This is a genomic window from Nocardia thraciensis (assembly GCF_054782435.1).
This window is the reverse complement of the sequence record NZ_BAAGSM010000014.1, coordinates 80,202-99,938: the sequence shown is the minus strand read 5'-3', so window position 1 is coordinate 99,938 and position 19,737 is coordinate 80,202. Positions and strand designations below refer to the sequence as shown.

The following is a 19,737-nucleotide window of genomic DNA, read 5'->3' as shown; positions in this document are numbered from 1 at the left end:
CCGGGCGACAACGCCCCCACTGACGCCTCGGCTGCTGCGCAAAGGGGCGACGTCTAGGCGGCAGCGGGCGAAAATTCTCCGGCCTGCACACCCTTGGTAAAGGCGACCCACTCGCCGATCGTGAATGACAGCGCCTGATTGCGGGAGTCGCGAAGCGTAGTTGTGCCGTCGGCCTCACGGATGATGGCCGGCATTCCGTCGAGCGGGCCTTCGAGGCTCTCTTCGGCTGCGACAACCGCAAGGAACTCGGGCCAGGCCGCAGCAGGGACGGCGATGATCGGCTCGTCGGCCGGATCACCCTGGTACTTGTCGTCGCGTATGAGCACGGTGTCCGCGTCCTGGCGGACCACGACACAGTTGGACGAGTCGCGCGAGAACGACGACTTAACCCAGCCAAGACTCACGACGACACAGCTGGACGTGTCGCGCGAGAACGACGACTTGAACCAGTGCCGCCCATAGTTACTTGCAGTGCCCATATAGATCATCCTACTCAACGGAAACCTCAAGTCTACCTGCGGATTCTTCGATCAACGCGAGGGACTCGTCAGGTGTGAGAGCCTGTCCCTGCACATGCTCGAACGATCGACTGAGGTCCAAGACCTTGTCGGGGTCTTCGATCATCTTCGCTTCTAGCGGTGACTCGAACCAGGCGAGTGGTCCGAGCTGCGCGCTGGTGAACTCCAGGACATGGAAGGTGCAACCACCCAGAATCGGCCCCTTCTCACTCGTGAACGGAACGATCCTGAAGTCGATCGTCGCCCGGTTCTCCCTGATGGTCCTGGCCAGGTATTGAAGCTGGTCGCGGAGCACTCCCGGCCCGCCGAACTGTTGCTCGATAGCGGCTTGACTGACCACTGCGACGAGGCGAAGCGGGTCATCGTCGAACAGTCGCTCTTGGCGCTTCATCCGCGCTGAGATCCGGCGGTTGACCTCCCTGGCCGGGATCCCGATCTGATCGGCCTCTATAAGCGCCCGCACGTACGTCTCTGTCTGAAGCAATCCCGGGATGAGCAGGCTTTCGTAGGTTCGTACCTCTTCGGCACCGTATTCGAGACCGAACTCGTTGATGTGCTGCGCGGAGAAGACCTTGCTATAGGCGGCCCACCATCCGCTGCCCATCGCGTATTCCCGCAACTTCAGCAGATGCTCCCGCTTGTCATCGGGGAACTGGAGCGCTTCGAGTACCTGCAGAAATCGCTCCGGCTTGACCAGCTTCTTCTCGTTTTCGAACCTCGACCAGAAGGTGCCCACGACGCCAGCGGCGCGTGCCAGGTCCGGCCCGGTCATGCCGAGTTCTTCGCGCCGGTCACGACAGATGGCAACGATCTCCCACTTGGCGGCTACTGACGAGATTGGTGGCATCGGAGCCCTTCCTTCCCAGCCTGGTGGATGTACCGTACACGCGCGATCTTCACCAGCATATCTCCGGTAAGTACCGTAGTCATTTCCTACAGCACTTGCGTGGTGTTATTTACCAACATATAGTCCGATGTGTCGGCCGTCACGCCGGTGGGCGAGGTGACGGACGTTCGCCGCAGGACTAATCCGGCCCTGCGACCAGCGACAAGCGGGTGATAGCCATGCAGCTCGTCTCGGGGATGGATGCGTCTGACCGCCTATCGGCGCAGTACGTCGGCCACGGCCGCTGGTCGCCGTTGTGGCTGCCAGGCCGCACAATCTCCACCGCAAAAGCGATATCAGCGATCCGAGCGGCTGAAGCGCTACAGCATGAACCTCCACCAGATGACTTGGCGTGGAACGTTATTCGCGAGGGAGCAGAGGCGCTAGGGCTGACGCTTCGGGAGTTCGGCCAGTACCTTGCGGTCGAGTGCGAGATTCCTCCTGTGGTTCCGGAGCGAAACACGTTGTGGCAATGGCGGTTTCCGAGGCGCACATCCAGGGGGCCGCGATGAATCCTCGGCGGCTGATGCTGGGGTACATCCGCGAGGAGCTGCTGCTCGACGTGGTCGAGGCGGAGCGCCAGCTGGACGTGTTCGCGTTCGCGGAGGGCTTCTGCTTGGGGCGGGCATACCGCGATGCGGGGACGGCGACGGGTTCGTTGTGGGTGCTCGCCAACGAGATCGAACGAGGCGAGTGCCGCGATCTGGTGGTTCCGTCGCGGATGCACTTGGACGCGGTACCCGGGCCGAGAAGGGTTCTGGTGCAACGGTTGTGGGCGATGGATCCGGCGGTACGGGTATGGTCGCTGGATCACCGAGAGGGGCCGGTCGTGCTCCGCCGGCGCGAGCGAGGGGCCGACCCATCGCATGACGCCGGTATGACGGAGCTGGACGGTTTCCGGTGCCCGGTGTCGCACCCCGGACAGTCGATCGCCCGGCTGCACGTACACGAGAGCCTGACGCGGGCGGGGCTGCGCGACATGGTCGCCCCGGTGGACGTCGTGGTTGGCGCGCTGCTCGATGAGGCGTTGGAGGCCGTGCGGTACCGGACGAGTCGTGAGTATCCGATCTATACCCGCACCGCAGCGGCGCTCGACCAGTTGGCGAGCGAGGCATTTGGCGAGCTGTGGATACGACTGCTGATCACGCGGTCGGACGAGCTCGTGGTCGAGGTCGTCGAGCGCCGTGAACACGAACAAGACCTGTTACCGGCTGCTCTGGTGCCTCTTGGGCGGTACGGGCGAATGCGGCCGCGAGAGGGCGGAACGCTGACCTGGTGTGCGTTGCCGCTGGTGGCGGCATGGACGGAAATGACCCATGCGATTCGAGCTCATCAACAGATCGCCGCCGGGGGTGCATGGTGAACCGTGCCTTTGCGATTGTGCGACAGGACATCTCAAGCAACGTGACCGACGAACACGTCGCACGGATCCGCGAGCTGGCTGCCGCCCGGCACTGGACCCTGCGCGGCGTGTTGACCGCACCCGATGACGCCTGCTTCGGACCGCTAGTGGCGACGCTCGGCGAGGACCGGATCGAGACGTTGGTGGTGCCGTCGGTGCTGCATGTGACCGGCTGGTTGGTCGAGATCCGGTACCACGTCGAGATTGTGACGCTGGAGCCATTCATGCGCTGGCCACGGCACTCGGCGCACAACATCACCGGCCGATCGGGCCCTGCCACCGCAGCAAGGCAGGGGCAGGTGCTCCGCGCGGGCGACCACGTCGGTGTGGGCGGTGATGCGTTGTGGGACTGACGCGGTTGATGTACGGGATAGTGCGCGCCGACCTGGCCGGCGTGGCCGCCGAGGACTGCGTCCGGGAGATCCGCCGGTGGGCGCCGGACCATGGCTTCGACCTGCGTGGGATCGAATGCGCCTACTCCGACACATCGTTCCCGCTCCTCATCGCGACCTTGCGGCCATCGCGGATTACCGCGGTGGCGGTGCCGTCACTGATCCACGTCGCTGGTTGGGTCGACGCCCTGCGCAGCGAGGTGGACGTGTGGACGATGCACCCCCTGCGGTGCTGGCCTCATTGTACGGCCTCACCGACCGATCCGGATGCGGCACAGCCGCAGCGGAGGCGACGGGAGTGACCTGTCATGGAATGCCATCTGACCGTGCAACTCGACGACGGCGCGCCATTGCATTACCGGGCCGACCGGCGTGTGGCGGAAGCCTTCGCTGCTGCCGCCGCCTATCTGGCCCAGATCACCATCGACGACCACGTGCGGACCTGGATGCCGCAGCTGCCCTGTCAGAGCCTCTGGCAGTAGCTCCGGAACGCGACGACCGCCGACCACTCGAACGAGGAGCAGCCGTTGATGCCCCATTCGGAGCGTCGGGGACCGGCCACGCCGACAAGGCGAGGAATCACGATCAATTCAACAAAGGAGAGATCATGCCCACCACTATCGCGGCCATCTCAGCCACGAGCACTGACGTCGACCTGATGATCGAGCAACGCTGCAACGTGTACCGGGATCTGTTCGAACTCAACGCTTTCCGTGATCCTGCCACGGGTGCCATCCACATGGGTACCGGCCGGTTGTGGGCGGTCATCGTTCCGAAATCTGTTGGCGCACGGGCCAGAACACTGTTGCGGGAGCAATGCGTGCCGGTCTATTCGGTCGACCATGCGATGTGGGTATTCCTGACCGATCCCCCAGCGCACACTCCGTACAGCGTCGAGGTAGGGGTGAATCTGTGCCGATTTGGTGCCGCCGCCGTACTTCCCGGCAGGAATATCGAGCTGCCGACACCGGGCAACGAGAAACGGTGCTGGCTCCAGCCACCCATCGCGGGCGGCGCCCGGCCGCCGTTCGACACCGTGGTCGACGCCATCGTCACCGCGGGCAACTGGGCGAGGTGGCCGTGACCGACATGCACACGCGGTCGCCGATGGACTGCCAGCTCGACCCGGCCTGGCTGGAATGGTCGACCGACAAGGACGAGCGGCTCCGCGAATTCTTCACTCACGACGTCCCGGCAATGGTGGCGGACAAGTACTCCACCGCGGGACTGCGCACTGCCGAACACGCACTGCTGCAACGTTTCCCGCCGGGCACATCCGCAGTACCCGGGGATGACGCTGTCGTACGGTTCGCGTGTTATCTCGGGCAGGTGTTCGTCGAGAGTTTGACCGCCTACTGGTTCAACGATCCGTTCCCGTACACGGCACCGCGAGCAACGATCCGGTTCGAGTTCACCGACGTCCGGATCGACGTCCACGACCAGGTCGTTCTCGCCCTACATCACCGCACCGGCACCCGGTGGCACGACCTGCACACCGCGCTCGCCTCCCGCTGCCGCGCGTGGTGGGAATCCGGCCGCAGCGCCCGATAGCCCCCCGATACGCGCTGCTCGGTGCTGAATCAACGAGATCAGCACCGCACCCAACGCATGCCAGACAACGCAGAAATCACAGGGAATAGGAATGGCTGAAGGAATTGTGAAGTGGTTCGACAAGAAGCGCGGCTACGGATTCATCGCCGTGCTCCACGGGCCGAATTTGTTCGTGCACTTCTCGGGAATCGAGAACAAGGACGTCACCTGGATACAGACCGGCATGCGGGTCTCCTACGAGGTGGAAATCGGCCGCCGAGGCCCGAAAGCGGTCAACGTCCGCCCCGCCCACCGCGATGACAGCCAGCCACGCAGACAGGGGTGATGTCCGGTGGAGTCCAACCTGTTCGTCCACGCCGACGGGGTCCTCGCCGAGTGGCTGTGCCACGCCCGAGTGATCGGGCTGACCCCGCAGCGAGCGGAACATTTGCTCCGAATCCATGGCGACGATCCGCCCGGCGACTGCCCGGTCCATCTGGCCGCCCTACAGCTGCTCACCGAGCCATACGGGCCGCCCAGACAGGTTGGCGAGGCCGCCGAATCTGCTGCCGATCAGGAAGCAGCGAAGCACGGAGAGTGACCCGAAATAGCAAGCCCGAGAAGACGAAAGGGGAAAAGGGGTTGAGCGAGTGGAGGCTGCGCGCGGCATGCCGCAAGTACGCACCCAACACATGGTTCCCGGATCAGCGGGGCGAACTGCGCCGCCGCGAGGTCCAACGTGCAGTGAAGATCTGCCGGACGGAGTGCCCAGTCCGGCGACACTGTGCGCAGGAAGCACTCCAAATGGGTGCGCGGTCGGGGATCTGGGGTGGTGTCGACCTCGGCGAGGGAGCAAACCCACTGCCCAGTCGGAGAATCGCAGACCTGTGGCGCGTCGTCAGGGAGAGCTGAATTGACTTCGGCCATAGAGGCTTTCAACAGCGACGATACTCCGCGCGGTCGAGCCTTGCTGTGGCTGGCGCACATGTTGCCGGCACTGCTGATCCCGGCGCTCGGAGTACGGCTGCTTTCGTATGTGTTTCCCGAGTCCAGATGGGCAGCTGCCGCCGATCTTGCCGCCACATTCCTGCTCGGCGCCGTCTATCTGATCTTCCTGCTGCACACCGGATTGACGCGCATCTGCGTGCGTTGCATGAATGAGGTTCCCGAGGATGCGCCGATCCGGGCCGAACGACTCCACCCTGTACTCTGGTTCGTTCATCGAACGCAAACCTGGCGCGGAAATTCGGTATGCGTCGCCACCCTGATCGTGGTGTCACTCGGTTCCGGATGGCTGGGAATCCCACGCCTGCCGTCGAATCTCGCCATGACCGCCTATCTGTTCGCGACGGTCTACGGCTACTGGTTTCACCATCGTGTACGGCCGTGGTGCCGCTACTGCCCGCGGTGGGACGACGGCGGCGGTATCAGCAAACCGTCCCCCGACCCGGTGGCACACGGCACCCGAACATGACGGCTGCTGATGCGATCTTGCTGCGGACGCCCTAACCCGGGTGAAGGCGTCACGGAATCCACGCCCGATCCGGCCACTGGCGGGATACGACAATACGCAGGCGGGTCGGCCGGGCGAGCCCCCGAAGGGGGATCTACCGGAAACGACATCCGCCGGGAAGTGCTCGCCCCCGTGAACGACGGCATCTCGCATGCGGGCACCTCGAACAAACCGACGTAATAGGAGGAGGGCTAATGGCTATGGCAGATACTGCTGACAACCACGGCGAGTTCACAGAGGCGCTGCGGTTATTCTTCCGCCCGGAAGTCGTGGCCCGGTTTCACGTGCTCGGCACTGATCCGCCGCCGCTCTGTGCGGAGGACGATCTTCGCGCGATCGGGTTCAGATCCGGCCCATATATGGCGGTGGTCGGATATAAGAAGGGCCGCAACGGAATCCCGCTGCGCGAGCCGTGGCGCTGGAGCGCCCTGTATGCCCGCGACGGCGCTCCCGGTGACCTGAATCTGCCTGTCCGCGACGCCTTCAATGCTCTCGACGCTATCGACAGCGACGTGACCGACACGCGCCGCAACGGGGCGCAGGCCGCGGTCGACGCGATCTGCGAACACATCGCCCGCCACTTCGGATACATCCTCGAGGGAGCGACCGGGAAACGATGAAATATGCCCGCCCGCAACCTCATCCGCTCGATTCCGGTGTGTATCGGTACCTCGGTCTACGTGAACTCGCGGCACGGGCGGGGGTCGACCGCCGTCACGTCTACAAAGTGCTTACCGGGTCGTCTCGGCGTCTCTGGGTGCCCGCCGCCGACGTCGTGGTGGGCCGTCGCCACGGCTGGTCACTGCCCTGCATCGACCATTGGCACGATACCGGCTATCGGCCCTTCGCTCGGCCGCCGACCATGCTGTTCGCGGACTCGGTCACCATGCAGCGCTTGTACGGCACGCGCTGGGAGCGGCTGTGGGAACGCATCGGTGACGGGTCGATCGCCGCGCCGGTGGTGTGGGTCGACACCGACCCGGGCTGGGTCCCACCGTACGCGCCGAGGTTCGGTGCCCGATGAACCACACGCGGACAGCGGAAACGACGGCGCCCGAGCCGTCTTCCACATCAATGACCACACCGCCCCCGGGTCCTGTTCTTTCAGATCTTCGGCGGTCTCGGCGCGCATCTCAGCGCCGACTCCGTGCCGCTGGCGTACTGCCGACGCCGGTGGCCGACCAGCAAATGCTCTGGCCATCGCGATCGAACACCGCTGCCAGCCGCACATCTCACCGGCATCTCCGTAGTGCGCGGGCTTGCCGCAAGAACAGGACTGTGGTCCATAGACACGCCGGCCGGAATGGCGCCCGGATCGCCCCGGGCCCGTTCCGGAGCCAGCGGCAGCCCGCCTCATCCTCGCCGCCGTAGCGATCAAACGAACGAACCCCGGTTGATGAGTTCCCAGACTGGGTGACCCGGCTGGCTGGAGCGGGGTTTCCGGTTGTTGTCACCGGTGGCAGCTCCGGGGCGGACTCCGTCCCGTCGGCCTGGGTGCGGTCTCGGCGGTGTGGCGCGCGGCATCGATGCCGTGCGAATACCGACATGGATCCGGATCGATGCCGTGCCACACTCTGGGCATTGGGGTCTTGATCTGCGTATATTCGGAAGTGGAGTCGGAGCCGCCGGTCGGAGCGCCCTCCTCCGCCTGATGATGATCTTGAGCGACCGAAGTCACGCCGTCCATCACTCGAACGGACGGGAGGGCGTGATGGTAGCGAGTATCGCCAGACAGCAGTGGGAACGCGCTGCGGAGATGGTGGCGTGTGACGCCGCGGTCTTGCGAAGGATGCACACGCTCGGGGAAGTGAATGGGTGGGCGGTCGACCACGGTCTTGTGGGTTCTATGTGGGGGAAGGTCAAGTCTGAGCTGGTTCGTCAGCTCGATATCGATGTCGACGCCATGTACGCGACGGAGTTCGACCGCTGGTCGGGCGAGATTCAGTCGGCGGCCATGGTCTCGGGGCGGTGATCGAGTTGTCCGCGGCTGGCGACGACTTCGAGGGCTCGTACGCGGTCTGCGATCGCCGCGGGCGGCCCGTGGTGTGTCGCCGTTTCCACGACGAGGACCGGCTCTATCAGCCGGGCGAGCCGTCGACAGCGCACCTGAGCGCTGCCGAGAAGGCGATCTGGCTGGCAGGCAAGGCCCGTGCCAGCGCGGGGATCGACGCGGGGGTGGCGGTCGTGCATGCCGCGAGCGCATTCGTCGACGGCGACGTCCTCAGCCCGCTCGCGCACATCGCAATGGAGCTGGACATCCAGCCCGACAATCCGGCGGTCGCATGCTGCCGCGCGAACCGGGCTGTCGACTGGCACACCGTCGAGCTCGCGCGGCTGATCAGCTGGCGACCGGTCCGTCCGGTTGACTTCTGCCAGCTGGTGCGGACTGCGCTGTGCCCGGGTGTTGTCGATGGGGTTTGTGGGAGTTGGTGATTCGGCGGAGTAAGGAGAGTCATGACCGACGAGGTGATTGACCTGCCAGTGCGGGTGAACCGGTTGTTCAGCACGTTTCATGCTCGGGGCGAGCCGGAGCCGCGCGTGGAGGATGTCGCTGCCACTATCGGTGCGGCGCTGGGCAGAACCGTGCCATCGGAGACGATCACGGCGTTACGCGGTGATCCGCACGCAGTTCTCAGCACCGACACGGAGCTGCTGGGGGCGTTGGCGCGGCACTTCCATGTGCGGGCGGAGTATCTGACTGGCCCGGAAGACGAGGCGATGGCGATCGACCGGCAGCTGCGGCTGCTGTCGGCCGCACGCGATGCGGGTGTGCAGCATCTGGTTCTGCGGGGTGACGAGGTGGATGTCGATGCCCTTGCGAGGGAGCTGTCGAAGCTACCGGACCAAGAATCCGGTACCACTTGACCAGCAAGAATAGACTGTTCCGTACGGAAACAATGCGTGCCACAAAATGGACGACAACCACCCGCTCGACGTAGCCCGGATGGGAGGGGAGCTCGTGACTAGTCAGGCAGCACAGGTCCAGGACACCGCTCAGCTCGTGCCGGTCCCTTGGCCGTGGGATCCCCACGAGTACGTCGCGCAGGTCGCGGAGTATCGGCAGCGGCCGATCACGGTGTGCCCGATCGATCCGAATGCGTTGTCGGGCACCGGGTGCGGCACCGGAAGCGGCTTGTGGATCGCCCGCGAGCACGACGACATCATCATGATCGGTGCGGCCACCGAATGGCACGCCGACCACATCCTCGCCCACGAAATCGGACACATGCTGCTGGGCCACGGATCGAGCACACCGGTCGGCCCGGCCGATGATCTGCCGCTGCAGGCGCTGATGCCCGACCTGGATCCGGCCTCGATCCGCCACGTGCTGCGCCGCCAGGACTACGGGACTGCCCGTGAACGCGACGCCGAGACCTTTGCGGGTTTGGTCATGGTCGAGGCCACCTTGCCGCGGCGCTCACCGTCACGGTTTCGGTCGACATTCTTCCTCGGCCGGCACCGATGAACCGATGACCTCGCCGATTCCCGGCTGGATCGCCTGGCCGGCACTGGCCGCTGTCGTCGTCATTACTGCGGGACGATGGTGGCTACTTCACGACAAGATCATCGACCGGCTTATCAACCGGGCACTGCTGGCCGGTCTTTCCGGTTTCCTGCTGCGGGAGGCATGGCTTGAGCACCTCGTGACGAAGATCGTGTGGTTCGCCAGCGACACGGATGTGGTGCAGCTGTGCAGGCAGTTGTCGTTCGGCTCGATCCTGCTGAGCGTCTCCGCCATCTACGGCATCGCGAAGCTATGGGACGGCGCGGATCCGGGTACTACCTGGCGCCGCCAACGCGGCTACGATCTCGTCGCCGTCGTCGCGACCGTCGTCATCCTGGCCGCCGGTACCCCTGCCCGGCACGCAGGGCAGCTGATCGACCAGCACATGGGATGGCCCGCAGTGATCGCGTGGATGGCGTTCTACGCGCCGATCGGAGCGGCCGCGATGGTGGTCGGCCGCGTCAGCATCCGCGAACTACGCGGTGAGGCGACCTGGCGTGAACGCGTCCTGTCGCTCGGGGTGCTCGGCATCGCGCTCGCGATCGGACTGGATTCCGTGGCCACGCCGATCCTGACCGCGTTCGAGGTCATGCACGATCGACCCGCGCAAGATCCGGACATGAGCCGCAAAGGCTGGATCTTCTTCCTGGCCACCGTGAGCGCCGGGGCCGTGGTGGCGGTGCCGCTGGTCAGCACGATCCTCACCCGAACCGGCTGGGACCGCACCGGCCGCTACTGCCGGCGCCTACAGCCGGTGTGGCGTGACCTCACCGCCAGCGTCCCCGAAATCGTCCTCGGACCTCTCGACGATCGCGGGCGGGTCGAGCCCGCCACCCGGCTGCACCGGATGATCATCGAAATCCGCGACAGCCTCCTGCACCTCCGCCGCTACGGCGGCGACCCGGACATCGACCCGGCCGAATCGGCAGGCACGCTGCCCTACGCTGTGACCGTCGCCAAGGCCATCGACGCCAAGAACGCGGGCCACATCCCCGCCACCCCGGCAAACCCGACGCTGCAGCCCATCCGTCTCGGCGCGCGTGACCTCACCTCCGACCTCCGGCAACTACTCGACCTCGCCAAGGTGTGGCCACACGCCCGCCGCCTCGCCGCAGCCGATGGCACCCACCGTCCGCATGACATTGACCGCGACTAGCAGGAGACCACCCATGGCGATGAGCCCCACTCTGATCTCCGGCCCGGGTTCGCGGCTGCCTCATCCGCGGTGGCGGCTGCCGGTGCTCGGGGATCTGCTCACCATGAACCTGGCCAAACCGACCCAGACCTCACTGCGGGACGCACAGCAGCTGGGGCCGATCTTCGAGCGGCGCATCGTCACCTGGCCGATGATCGTCGTCTCCGGCGCCGACCTCATCGCCGAGATCAACGACGAACGCGCCTGGACCAAACACGTCGGAGTGCTGTTCAAAAAGATCCGCCCCGTCGCCCGCGACGGGCTGTTCACCGCCTACAACCACGAGCCGAACTGGGCCAAAGCCCACAACATCCTCGCTCCCGCCTTCACCCAGGCGTCCATGCGCTCCTACCACCACACCATGACCGGCACCATCGGCGAACTCCTGGATACCTGGGGCGACGAGCGGTGGATCGACGTGGCCGAAGAAATGAACCGGCTCACCCTGGAGATCATCGCCCGCACCGGATTCGCGTTCTCGTTCGACTCGTTCTCCCGCCCCTCCGACCAACCGCACCCGTTCGTCGAGGCCATGCTGCGCGGGCTGACCTACATCAACCGCAACGCCAACCTCCCACCGCTACTGCAGAAGACTCTGGGGCGGCGCGCAGCCCACCAGCATCGCCGAGACATCGCGTTCATGCACCGCACCGTCGACGACGTCATCGCAGCCCGGCAGGCCAGCGGCACCGTCGGCGAACACACCGACCTGCTCGACCGCATGCTCACCACCGCGGACCCCGACACCGGAGAACGACTGGACGCCAACAATATTCGCAACCAGATCCTCACCTTCCTCGTCGCCGGACACGAAACCAGCGCCGGCGCACTCGCGTTCGCCCTCTACGAACTCGCCCGCCACCCCGACATCGCCGCACAGGCTCGCACCGAGGTCCGTGAGCGCTTCCCAGGGCCCGGCCGGCCAGCGATCGCCTACGAGGACGTGGCGAGGCTGCGGTACCTGCGGCGAGTGGTGGACGAAACACTGCGGCTGTGGCCGATCGCACCCGGCTATTTCCGGGAAGCTCGCCACGACGTCACCATCGGCGACGGGAAATACCGCTTCCGGCAAGGTGATTGGGTACTCGTCCTCACCCTGCACGCGCACCGCGACCCCTCGACATGGGGGCCGGACGCCGACCGGTTCGACCCGGACCGGTGGTTGCCGGAACGGCACCGCGAACTCGGCCGGCAGCAGGTGTACAAACCCTTCGGCACCGGACACCGAGCCTGCCTCGGCCGACAATTCGCCTACCACGAAATCCTGCTCACCCTCGCCCACATCCTCCACCAGTACGACCTCCACACCGACCCCGGCTACGAACTCGACGTTGCCGAGCAAATCACCATCAAACCAGCAGGGTTCCCGCTCCGCCTTGTCCGCAGCACGGCAGTATGACGATCATGGCGGGATCGGATGACGCATCCACATCTACGCATCTTCGATCTCCCGGCCGCCGAATTCCCTGGTGTCAACAACTCGCGAAGGCTGACCCCCATGCGAATTCGCTAAGGGGTCAGTCTTCAGAAGTTGCCGACACCTGGTCACTTGTCGAACTCCACCGCCGCATCGCCCGCCAGCTTCCGCAACCGCGACTACTGACTACGCATGCTCCTCATCGGCGGCGGACTCACCCACCCCCACCTCAGGAAGGAAGAGCCAGCTACCTTTTGAGCACGATAGGAACGGGCAGTCAAGAGCATGGAGTACTCGCTATTAGTCCCAATTGGCTCTCGTTGAGCATACATTCGGTAACGAGAATCTGTGCATGTCCTGCCAGGTAAAAGACTGTTCGAACGGTGCCGCAACTGTTCGGAACCTCGATCCCGACAAGGTCGGCGGGTGGGCCAGCTTCCCGATGGAGGTGGCTTTGTGTCAGTCGCACGGGGCCGCGGTCGGTGCGGGGGCCTCCTGGGTCTGCCACAGTCCCGAAGGCGTGTCTGGATGGGAAGTGCTCGTCGGTGAGCAGCAGATCAAGGACCTCAACATGTACGTTTTCCAATCTGCGCCGACGAAGATCAGCAGCGGAAGCGCCAGCACCCGAGACAGTGGGGTACTGCCTCGTGGCCGCAAGGTGTCCATCAACGCTCACCAGGCTGGAAGCCGAGAACCATCCACGACCATCGATCTTTTTCTCGATCCCGCTCAGGCCCACGAGCTAATCAAGCTGCTGGAGTTCTACATCGAGGTCGAAGAGAAGCTCTCTTGATCGGCCGTGTGCCAGTTGTAACGTTCGAGGTTGGTGTGACGCATTCGCCCGTGTAGCCGTCGGCTTCCCGCTCGAAAGAGCCACCGGCATTTATTTGGCCAATGCGTACTCACACGAATCTCGAATCGGTTGTTGAGCCAGTCTCGTCGTCCACGGCAGAGACGCTGGGAGCAACCTGCGAGCGGGATACGCTCGGTGTACAGACCTTTGTTGCCCAGAGCTCTCAGTAGGGGAAGTTGCGCGGGTGAGCCGGACTAATCGGTTTCAGTCAACGTTTTCCGCCGTGGTCGGCGCGCGGAGAATAGCGTTACGTCACCGACGTCGGTGACGGTGTGCTCGTCGAACGCGGCGTCCAGCGCTGCCTCGAGATCATCGCGGTCGTCGTCGCTGTTATTGAACGCGCCCGCCCTGCTGTATGCGGTGGTGAGGAATCGCCCGAACAGGGTCCGCGGTGTGCGGTCGCGGCCGAGGATGGTGGACCCGAACAGCACGCCGTTATCGGCGAGTACCTTTGCCAGGTGTCGGAACGCGGCGCCTTTCTCGGTGAAATTTCCTGGGATGCAGTGCATTACGAAGTTGAGGCCGATCGAGTCGTATCCGATTCCCGCTGCGGCCGGCACCGGATCGAGAACGCTTCCGACAACCTCGTCCACGGAATGTCCCGCCTTGCGCAGCCGCCGCGCGGTGAACGCCAGGGGCGTCGGGTTCAGGTCCATCAGGGTGATCTGCGCTGGCCCGTCCGGGAACCGTGTGTGGGACAGGTACCAGCCCGAGCCGGGACCGACCTCGAGGTGCCGCTGTCCGACGTGCTGATGGTAGGGCTCGAGCATGGTGTGCGCGTCGCAGCGCCATCCATATCGGTTGCTGAGCCGGATGACCCAGACGTCGTAGACGGTCAGGAACGCCACCGAGTACGGCGCGGCCGCCTCGCGTACGGCAGTCTGCCGAGCCGATATTTCGGCGTTGTCGTGGGAAGCGCTCAATTGAAACACCCCGCTGTGCCTGGTCGTTGGTGTCGAGCCGGACCGTAGTTCTCAGCATCCCACAAGATCTCCATCCGGCACTGCACCGCCTGTCGATCACCGGTGCTCGATCGTCCGCGGCGGGTGCTGTCACACCGGCTCACCGGAGCTATCGGCTCGCTCGTGATTGGTATCGCTGTTCGAATTCCTGCCGGAGCGTGTCGTCGAGGTCGTCGGCACGGTCGATCAGCCAGCGCCGGTACAGTCGCTCGGCAGCCTGGGGGTCGTCCGGGGAGACCGGGACGGCCAGCGCCTCGCCGAAGGCGATCTCGACCAGGGGGTGCACCTGGGTGCCGCGGTTGCGTTCGAGGATGTCGGTGACGAACGGGCCGATGATGCCGCTGACAGCCTCGTCGAGGCGGGCGATCGCGTCGGGTAGCTCGGCGACCGCAGCGGTATGCAGCATGCGCTGCGCCTCCAACAGCGGGAGCAGCTGCTCGAGATCTAGCGACGTGCTCGTCGCGCCGAGCTCGAAGGGCTGTCGGCCATCGCTGTCGACCACGCGCGGTTCGCGGCCTTCGTAGTAGGCGGCTCGGGCCGACCCGGGAACCCAGCCGAGACCGGTGTCGAACTTGCGGAAGGTGCTGGGCCGCACATTCTCCGGCAACTCGCCACGCTCGGCGTAACTCTGGGCCTGAACCGCGGGGCCGCCGAGGTCGTGGACCTCCGGCATTGTCAGCCCCCGCTGTTTGCGCCGCTCACGCACTACCCGGGCGAAGTACTCGTCGTGGGCTCCCATGTCACTGAATGCTACATGAAAACTGTACTGAAGTCCCTGAAATGTTCGCAACAAATACAGTACCACCAGATTCTCAGACTTTTCATCTTGAAAACATCGCAAAATCCGCCTAGCTTGGAGTGACGTATCTCACGCCAGGTGGGAGCAGTGGCCGCCCGGTCGTGACCGAACAGGAAGCGAGGGATGTGCCATGAGTGTGTATGTCGAGAACCGTTCCGATTCCGATCGTGTAGTCAGGACCGCGCTGGCCGCGGCCGTGGAGGCGGCCGACGGCCGGCACACGACGGTGAGTATCTGGGTGGTCTGGATGCGGGGCAGGCGGGTGCTGGGGTGCGAGTCGGTGACCCGGCTGGACTGCGAGATGCCGGTGTCGGTGCCGCCCCACGCGGATGGGGCGGTGGTGGCCGCTGTCGCACCGTTGCGGGTGGCATGGCCGGTGGTCGAGCGGGTGAACGTGATCGCCGACTACCTCGACACGCGGGGCCTGCGGGTTCGTCCGGTACACGTGCACGCGCTGCACGAGGGCGCGATGTGGACGTCGTTGCGAGGCACCGCGATCGCCGGTACGGTCCCGGCCTCGCCAAGACCCGGCGTGCCTCGCCGTCACGGCTGGCTACCCGGACTTGGTGTCGGGTGGCGGATGCTGGGTGCCGCGATCGCGCCGCTGGCCGCGCTGATGTTCGCACTTCCGGTCGCGTACGCGGGTCCGGCCGGTCAGCCGGGCGTGAGCCCGCCGCCGCAGCCGGGTCAAGCGGGTGTGACTGCGCCTGTGCTGCCGATCGGCCCGGTAGATTCCGCTCCGATCAGCCGACCGGTCCCTGATCCGAACCTCGACGAGTCTCGGGCCAGCACACTGGAGACCGAGCCCGAATCGCTGGCCATCTCTCCTCCGGCTGTCGAGCAATCAACCACTGCACAGTCGGCCGCGGGTCAGGTTGCCGTGGAGATCTTCGTGGCTTCGCCGTCGTCCGGGCGGCCCGGCCCGGAATCATCCGCTGACAGCGACATCACCGCCGTCGACGAGGGGTTCGTCGACGATCCGCTGAGCCCGGTTCCCGAGCACGACGTGGTGCGCCTGGGCGGAGTCGAGGTGCCGCGACCGGAGTGGCTGCCGGTCGAGGTGGCCGCGCAGGAACGCCACTGGAACGACTTCCTGACCGACGAGGCCGCGTCGGTTCTTGATCAGGCCGGATTGTCCAGCGCGGCCTCCGACACCGTTCTGGGAGTCACCGGCGAGGACGAGCCCGCGCCGATGCCGTCGGAATGGGAGCACGTCGCGGCCGTGCTGCCCGACCCCGTCCCGCTGGACCTGCCGGTCGAGGTGCCCGAGCCGGTGGCGGCGATGGCTGGAGAGATCGTGCCGCAGATCGCACAGGCCGTGGAATCGGTGCTGCTGCAGTCCGGTCTGCCGGTCGGGTGAATGGCGGGAGGTGACTGGTGATGGACATCGAGACACCCGTGAAAGCCAACGGTGTGCAGGGCCAACGGCGCAGCCGCACAGGGGAATTGGCGGCGTGGCTGTCCACGACGAGGATCAGTCCGGTGCACCGTCGGCTGGATCCGCGACGGCACGGATCGTTGCGTGAGCATGACCGGCGGGCGCGCCGCGACTTCCGGACGGTGCGACTTCTGTCGGCTGCTGCGGTGGCCGTGGCAGCCGTCGTCTCCCTCGTGATGCTCATCCGGCCCGGCCAGGAGCCCTCGTCGATCAATGCCGCACCGGTGACGGCGACGACATCGGCGCCGACCGGGCGGCCCGACGCTTCCATTCGTGTGACCGGGAATGCGGTGGGCTGCGGGCCCGGTGCGGTCGAGGCTGCTGCGGTGCTGGCCGGGGCCCGCCCGCCGATGCCGGGCGCTGGTGAGGACGCCGTCGCTGTGTTCGAGGCCGCCTATTACCACGCCCGTGACGCACACCTGGCTCGCGAGGTCGTCGCGGCGGGTTCGGCGATACCGGCCGCCTCCGAGATCCAGGTGGGCATCGACTCCATCCCCGCCGGCACCACCTACTGTGCGCGGACCCGGGCCCTCGCTGCGGGCCTGTCCGCGGTCGAGGTCACCGAGTTCCGCCCTGGCGAACCGGAAGTCACATGGCGGCAACGGATCTCGACCACACATGTGGACGGGCGCGCGGTGATCACCGCTATCACGCCCGAGTAGGCCACGCACCAGCCGGTGCGCCATCTACAGCTATCTCATCCATCAATCATCAACGAAGTTCCGTTCACGAGAAGGGGGTGGTGATCGTGCTGATCGCACTCACCGGCCTCGGTTCCCAGACCGGGGTGACCACAACCGCAGTTGCTCTTGCTGCCGCGTGGCCGGGCCCCGAGCCCGCCGTGGTGGTCGAGGCCAATCCCGCCGGCGGCCGCCTCGCGGAGGTCACGGGCGCCGATCCTGGCCTCGGTTTGGCCAGCCTCGCCGCGTCCGCGGCCCATGGGACGCCGGATTCGCCGGCCACCGTCCGCGTGCTCGATCACGTGCAGGTATTGCCGTCGGGGGTGCTGTACCTGGCCGCGCCGTCGAGCCCGCAGGATGTGTGTGCGACGTTGTCGGCGCCGATGACGGTCACCGACACCAGCGAGGCCGGGTTGTCGGATCTGGTGGTGTTCGCCGACTGTGGCAAAACCAACCCCGACTCGCCTGCCTCGCCGCTGACTGCGGGCCCCGATGTCCTCGTGGTCGTCGTGCGCGCCGACCTCGCCGACCCGGAGCTGGCCAGCCGCCGAATCAGCGAGATCACCGAGCACGCCGATACCCACGCGGTGATCCTCATCGGCGGTCACCCCGGGTTCGCCGATCATCTCGGGGTGCCGATTCTCGGGCAGCTCCCCGTGGATCGGCGCGCCGCGACCGCTGTCCTGCACAGCCGTCCCCGGCCCCGCTTCGATCGCAACCCCGTGCGGTCGGCAGCCCGGGATATCGCCGAGGACATGTACGTGCAACTGGCGGAGGTACTCGCCGAGTGTGTGCCACCCCTGCCGCGGCCGTCGGGGCGTCGTCGACCGTGGTGGCGAGGCCGGACCGCCGGGTGTACCCGCGCGCAGGATCCGGCGGTATACCGGCTCAGCGTCCCCACCACCCACCGGGACACCACCGACGCCGTCGCGGACACGACCGGGACGGTTCCGGTGGCCGCCGACCGCGAAGCGCTGGCTCAGTCCGATCCGCCCGGATCGGAGTGCTGCCCGCCACCGGCACCCGTCGACCCCCCACCGCTTCAGTTGCCTTACGCGGCCGATGACACCGACACGGCACCGGAAACCTCCTTGCGAGAGGCACATGCCGCGCCAGCCAGTGGTCACGTTGGGCCGGATCCGGTCGCCGAGTCGGCGCGCCCGCCAAGGCCGCTGCACGGCACGGTCACGGGCGACCCCGGTGCCAGGGCGGGGATGCTCGTCATCGAGATGTTCGGGCCGCTGCGCGTCACCTGGCGGCCTCCTCAGCGGGGGGATGAACCCGGCCCGGACGAACCCGGACACGAGGGTGTGGATATCACCGGCCTGCTGAGGGAACGCAGCCGCGATCTGCTGATGGCGCTAGCCGCGCACCCGGACGGTATGACCCGCCAGACACTGGTGGAGACACTGTGGAGCGACCAGAACCTCCGCGACCCCGCCAACACGATCCGCACCGTGCGCGGGCGGCTGCGCGCCGACCTGGCCGCGGCGACCGACGGCGGCCTGACCGACATCCTCGCCACCGACCGGCTCCGGTACCGCCTCGACCCGGCGCGGGTCACCGTCGACTACTGGAGCTTCACCGCCGCGGTTTCGGCCCGCTGGGCCGCCACCACCGACGCCGACCGTCTCGCTGCCCGCCGCGACATCGCCGACACCACACGCGGCAGGGTGCTGGCCGCCGACCTTCACGCGACGTGGATCGAGGAAATCCGCGAAGCTGCCCGCCGCGACACCGTCAACGCGCACATCGCCCTTGGTCACCACTACGCCGACAATGATCCCCGACGCGCCCTCGAACTGCTCGAAAACGTGGCACGCCACAACCCCCACGATGAACAACTCTGGCAGGCAATTCTCCGCCTCCACACCCGCCTCGGAGAACCCGCCGCCGCCGAACGCACCTTGACACTCCTGACCCGCCGCCTCGCAGAAATAGGAGCAGAACCCGAACAGAACACCAGAGAGCCGTACCCGCGCACCCGGAGACAGCAGCAATGAATAACACAACACCAGCAGAAAGCCCCAGAAACCAGGCCGGGAGAGATCTGGACTCGGTGTTCTACATCTCTGCAAAGCCGGCGCCCCTCCATCGGGAGAAAGAGATGAGTCTCATGTTACGCAACCCGTGTCCCGCCGAAGCAGCAAGGCCCCGGCCTCCGCTGTAGTGCCGTCCCGGAAAACGTCATGACCGGCTAGCCTGCAGCGTATTGCGCGATAGAATTACCCTGGAATACTTGATCCGAATGAATATCGCCACAGAAAGTGACGGTTAAGTCATTTTCCGCGATGGTCATTTTATGTGCGCGCCGTCGACAATCCCCGAATGCTCTGGACGTGGACTCCAGGGTGAACTGCCGCCCGCGACGCACCAGGGGAGCCTGGTCGCCAGCAGGCGCTCCATCCGGGGGACCACCCGGAGGTCCCGACGGGGGTCCGCTTAACAGGACCGGGTCAGTTCGGCATAACCCCAGCTCAAAACCGCCTTTTCGCCCTCTGGGTTGCCCAGGCTACCACTGCCCCCAGGGCATGGAGACATAGATTGGCGGTGCGGCGGGCAGGGCGGACCGTGACCGGATCCGGAGGGTGTCAAGGCTACGCGCGGGGTGCTCGTCGGGTGTTTCGCTTTCTGTCTCCGTCGTTAT

At 65.9% G+C, this 19,737-nt stretch carries 26 protein-coding genes; 22 read left to right on the top strand and 4 right to left on the bottom strand.

Annotated elements, in window-relative coordinates:
* Positions 1–53 precede the first annotated feature (53 nt).
* Together ACYVLQ_RS07705 and ACYVLQ_RS07700 are read right to left on the bottom strand one after the other, a co-directional pair.
* Positions 54–479, bottom strand: coding sequence for a DUF397 domain-containing protein (locus tag ACYVLQ_RS07705; protein WP_460696695.1), 426 nt, complete (start codon positions 477–479; stop codon positions 54–56).
* 10 nt (positions 480–489) lie between these two features.
* Positions 490–1,365, bottom strand: a complete 876-nt coding sequence (locus tag ACYVLQ_RS07700; RefSeq protein WP_460696694.1) for a Scr1 family TA system antitoxin-like transcriptional regulator — start codon at positions 1,363–1,365, stop codon at positions 490–492.
* Positions 1,366–1,876: 511 nt separating this feature from the next.
* Here ACYVLQ_RS07700 and ACYVLQ_RS07695 point away from each other — a divergent pair.
* The 19 genes from ACYVLQ_RS07695 to ACYVLQ_RS07605 all read left to right on the top strand — a co-directional run bounded on the left by ACYVLQ_RS07695 (position 1,877) and on the right by ACYVLQ_RS07605 (position 13,151).
* Positions 1,877–2,767, top strand: a complete 891-nt coding sequence (locus tag ACYVLQ_RS07695) for a hypothetical protein (protein ID WP_460696693.1) — start codon at positions 1,877–1,879, stop codon at positions 2,765–2,767.
* 41 nt (positions 2,768–2,808) lie between these two features.
* Positions 2,809–3,159 carry a hypothetical protein gene (locus tag ACYVLQ_RS07690; RefSeq protein ID WP_460696692.1) on the top strand — a complete coding sequence of 117 codons (351 nt, stop codon included), beginning with the start codon at positions 2,809–2,811 and terminating at the stop codon, positions 3,157–3,159.
* Positions 3,150–3,500, top strand: a complete 351-nt coding sequence (locus ACYVLQ_RS07685; RefSeq protein WP_460696691.1) for a hypothetical protein — start codon at positions 3,150–3,152, stop codon at positions 3,498–3,500. Before ACYVLQ_RS07690 ends, ACYVLQ_RS07685 begins: the two co-directional genes overlap by 10 nt.
* Before the next feature lie 6 nt (positions 3,501–3,506).
* Positions 3,507–3,680, top strand: a complete 174-nt coding sequence (locus tag ACYVLQ_RS07680) for a hypothetical protein (protein WP_460696690.1) — start codon at positions 3,507–3,509, stop codon at positions 3,678–3,680.
* A 125-nt stretch (positions 3,681–3,805) separates the two neighbouring features.
* Positions 3,806–4,282, top strand: coding sequence for a hypothetical protein (locus ACYVLQ_RS07675; protein WP_460696689.1), 477 nt, complete (start codon positions 3,806–3,808; stop codon positions 4,280–4,282).
* Positions 4,279–4,749, top strand: coding sequence for a hypothetical protein (locus ACYVLQ_RS07670; protein WP_460696688.1), 471 nt, complete (start codon positions 4,279–4,281; stop codon positions 4,747–4,749). The genes ACYVLQ_RS07675 and ACYVLQ_RS07670 overlap by 4 nt, the downstream gene beginning before the upstream one ends.
* A gap of 91 nt (positions 4,750–4,840) precedes the next feature.
* A complete protein-coding gene (locus ACYVLQ_RS07665; protein ID WP_460696687.1) occupies positions 4,841–5,074 on the top strand; it encodes a cold-shock protein in 234 nt (77 codons plus the stop codon).
* Between the two features lie 6 nt (positions 5,075–5,080).
* Positions 5,081–5,329, top strand: a complete 249-nt coding sequence (locus ACYVLQ_RS07660) for a hypothetical protein (protein WP_460696686.1) — start codon at positions 5,081–5,083, stop codon at positions 5,327–5,329.
* Entirely contained in the window at positions 5,326–5,640 is a 315-nt protein-coding gene (locus ACYVLQ_RS07655; protein WP_460696685.1) for a WhiB family transcriptional regulator, read from the top strand. Before ACYVLQ_RS07660 ends, ACYVLQ_RS07655 begins: the two co-directional genes overlap by 4 nt.
* A gap of 55 nt (positions 5,641–5,695) precedes the next feature.
* Positions 5,696–6,202: a hypothetical protein gene (locus ACYVLQ_RS07650; RefSeq protein WP_460696684.1), complete on the top strand. Its 507-nt coding sequence runs from the start codon at positions 5,696–5,698 to the stop codon at positions 6,200–6,202.
* 239 nt (positions 6,203–6,441) lie between these two features.
* Complete coding sequence (locus ACYVLQ_RS07645) at positions 6,442–6,861, top strand: hypothetical protein (RefSeq protein ID WP_460696683.1); 420 nt, start codon at positions 6,442–6,444, stop codon at positions 6,859–6,861.
* Complete coding sequence (locus tag ACYVLQ_RS07640) at positions 6,858–7,265, top strand: hypothetical protein (protein ID WP_460696682.1); 408 nt, start codon at positions 6,858–6,860, stop codon at positions 7,263–7,265. The genes ACYVLQ_RS07645 and ACYVLQ_RS07640 overlap by 4 nt, the downstream gene beginning before the upstream one ends.
* Before the next feature lie 627 nt (positions 7,266–7,892).
* Positions 7,893–8,213, top strand: a complete 321-nt coding sequence (locus tag ACYVLQ_RS07635; protein WP_460696681.1) for a hypothetical protein — start codon at positions 7,893–7,895, stop codon at positions 8,211–8,213.
* Complete coding sequence (locus tag ACYVLQ_RS07630) at positions 8,210–8,674, top strand: hypothetical protein (protein ID WP_460696680.1); 465 nt, start codon at positions 8,210–8,212, stop codon at positions 8,672–8,674. Before ACYVLQ_RS07635 ends, ACYVLQ_RS07630 begins: the two co-directional genes overlap by 4 nt.
* A gap of 21 nt (positions 8,675–8,695) precedes the next feature.
* On the top strand, positions 8,696–9,106 hold the full coding sequence (locus ACYVLQ_RS07625) for a hypothetical protein (RefSeq protein WP_460696679.1): 411 nt from the start codon (positions 8,696–8,698) through the stop codon (positions 9,104–9,106).
* 94 nt (positions 9,107–9,200) lie between these two features.
* A complete protein-coding gene (locus ACYVLQ_RS07620; protein WP_460696678.1) occupies positions 9,201–9,707 on the top strand; it encodes a hypothetical protein in 507 nt (168 codons plus the stop codon).
* The gene (locus ACYVLQ_RS07615; RefSeq protein ID WP_460696677.1) at positions 9,598–10,902 is read left to right on the top strand and encodes an MAB_1171c family putative transporter; all 1,305 of its coding nucleotides are present in this window, start codon (positions 9,598–9,600) and stop codon (positions 10,900–10,902) included. Before ACYVLQ_RS07620 ends, ACYVLQ_RS07615 begins: the two co-directional genes overlap by 110 nt.
* 13 nt (positions 10,903–10,915) lie before the next feature.
* Positions 10,916–12,340, top strand: a complete 1,425-nt coding sequence (locus ACYVLQ_RS07610; RefSeq protein ID WP_460696676.1) for a cytochrome P450 — start codon at positions 10,916–10,918, stop codon at positions 12,338–12,340.
* Between the two features lie 370 nt (positions 12,341–12,710).
* On the top strand, positions 12,711–13,151 hold the full coding sequence (locus ACYVLQ_RS07605) for a hypothetical protein (RefSeq protein WP_460696675.1): 441 nt from the start codon (positions 12,711–12,713) through the stop codon (positions 13,149–13,151).
* A 254-nt stretch (positions 13,152–13,405) separates the two neighbouring features.
* Here the strand turns inward: ACYVLQ_RS07605 and ACYVLQ_RS07600 are convergent, their stop codons facing one another.
* Complete coding sequence (locus ACYVLQ_RS07600; protein WP_460696674.1) at positions 13,406–14,134, bottom strand: class I SAM-dependent methyltransferase; 729 nt, start codon at positions 14,132–14,134, stop codon at positions 13,406–13,408.
* 148 nt (positions 14,135–14,282) lie between these two features.
* Complete coding sequence (locus ACYVLQ_RS07595) at positions 14,283–14,912, bottom strand: hypothetical protein (protein ID WP_460696673.1); 630 nt, start codon at positions 14,910–14,912, stop codon at positions 14,283–14,285.
* A 190-nt stretch (positions 14,913–15,102) separates the two neighbouring features.
* Between ACYVLQ_RS07595 and ACYVLQ_RS07590 the strand changes: the two genes are divergently transcribed.
* From ACYVLQ_RS07590 to ACYVLQ_RS07580, 3 genes are all read left to right on the top strand, one after another.
* The gene (locus ACYVLQ_RS07590; RefSeq protein WP_460696672.1) at positions 15,103–16,332 is read left to right on the top strand and encodes a hypothetical protein; all 1,230 of its coding nucleotides are present in this window, start codon (positions 15,103–15,105) and stop codon (positions 16,330–16,332) included.
* 20 nt (positions 16,333–16,352) lie between these two features.
* Positions 16,353–17,072 (top strand): hypothetical protein, encoded by a 720-nt coding sequence (locus ACYVLQ_RS07585; protein ID WP_460696671.1) that lies wholly within the window; start codon positions 16,353–16,355, stop codon positions 17,070–17,072.
* 80 nt (positions 17,073–17,152) lie between these two features.
* Positions 17,153–19,093, top strand: coding sequence for an AfsR/SARP family transcriptional regulator (locus ACYVLQ_RS07580; RefSeq protein ID WP_460696670.1), 1,941 nt, complete (start codon positions 17,153–17,155; stop codon positions 19,091–19,093).
* Positions 19,094–19,737 lie beyond the last annotated feature (644 nt).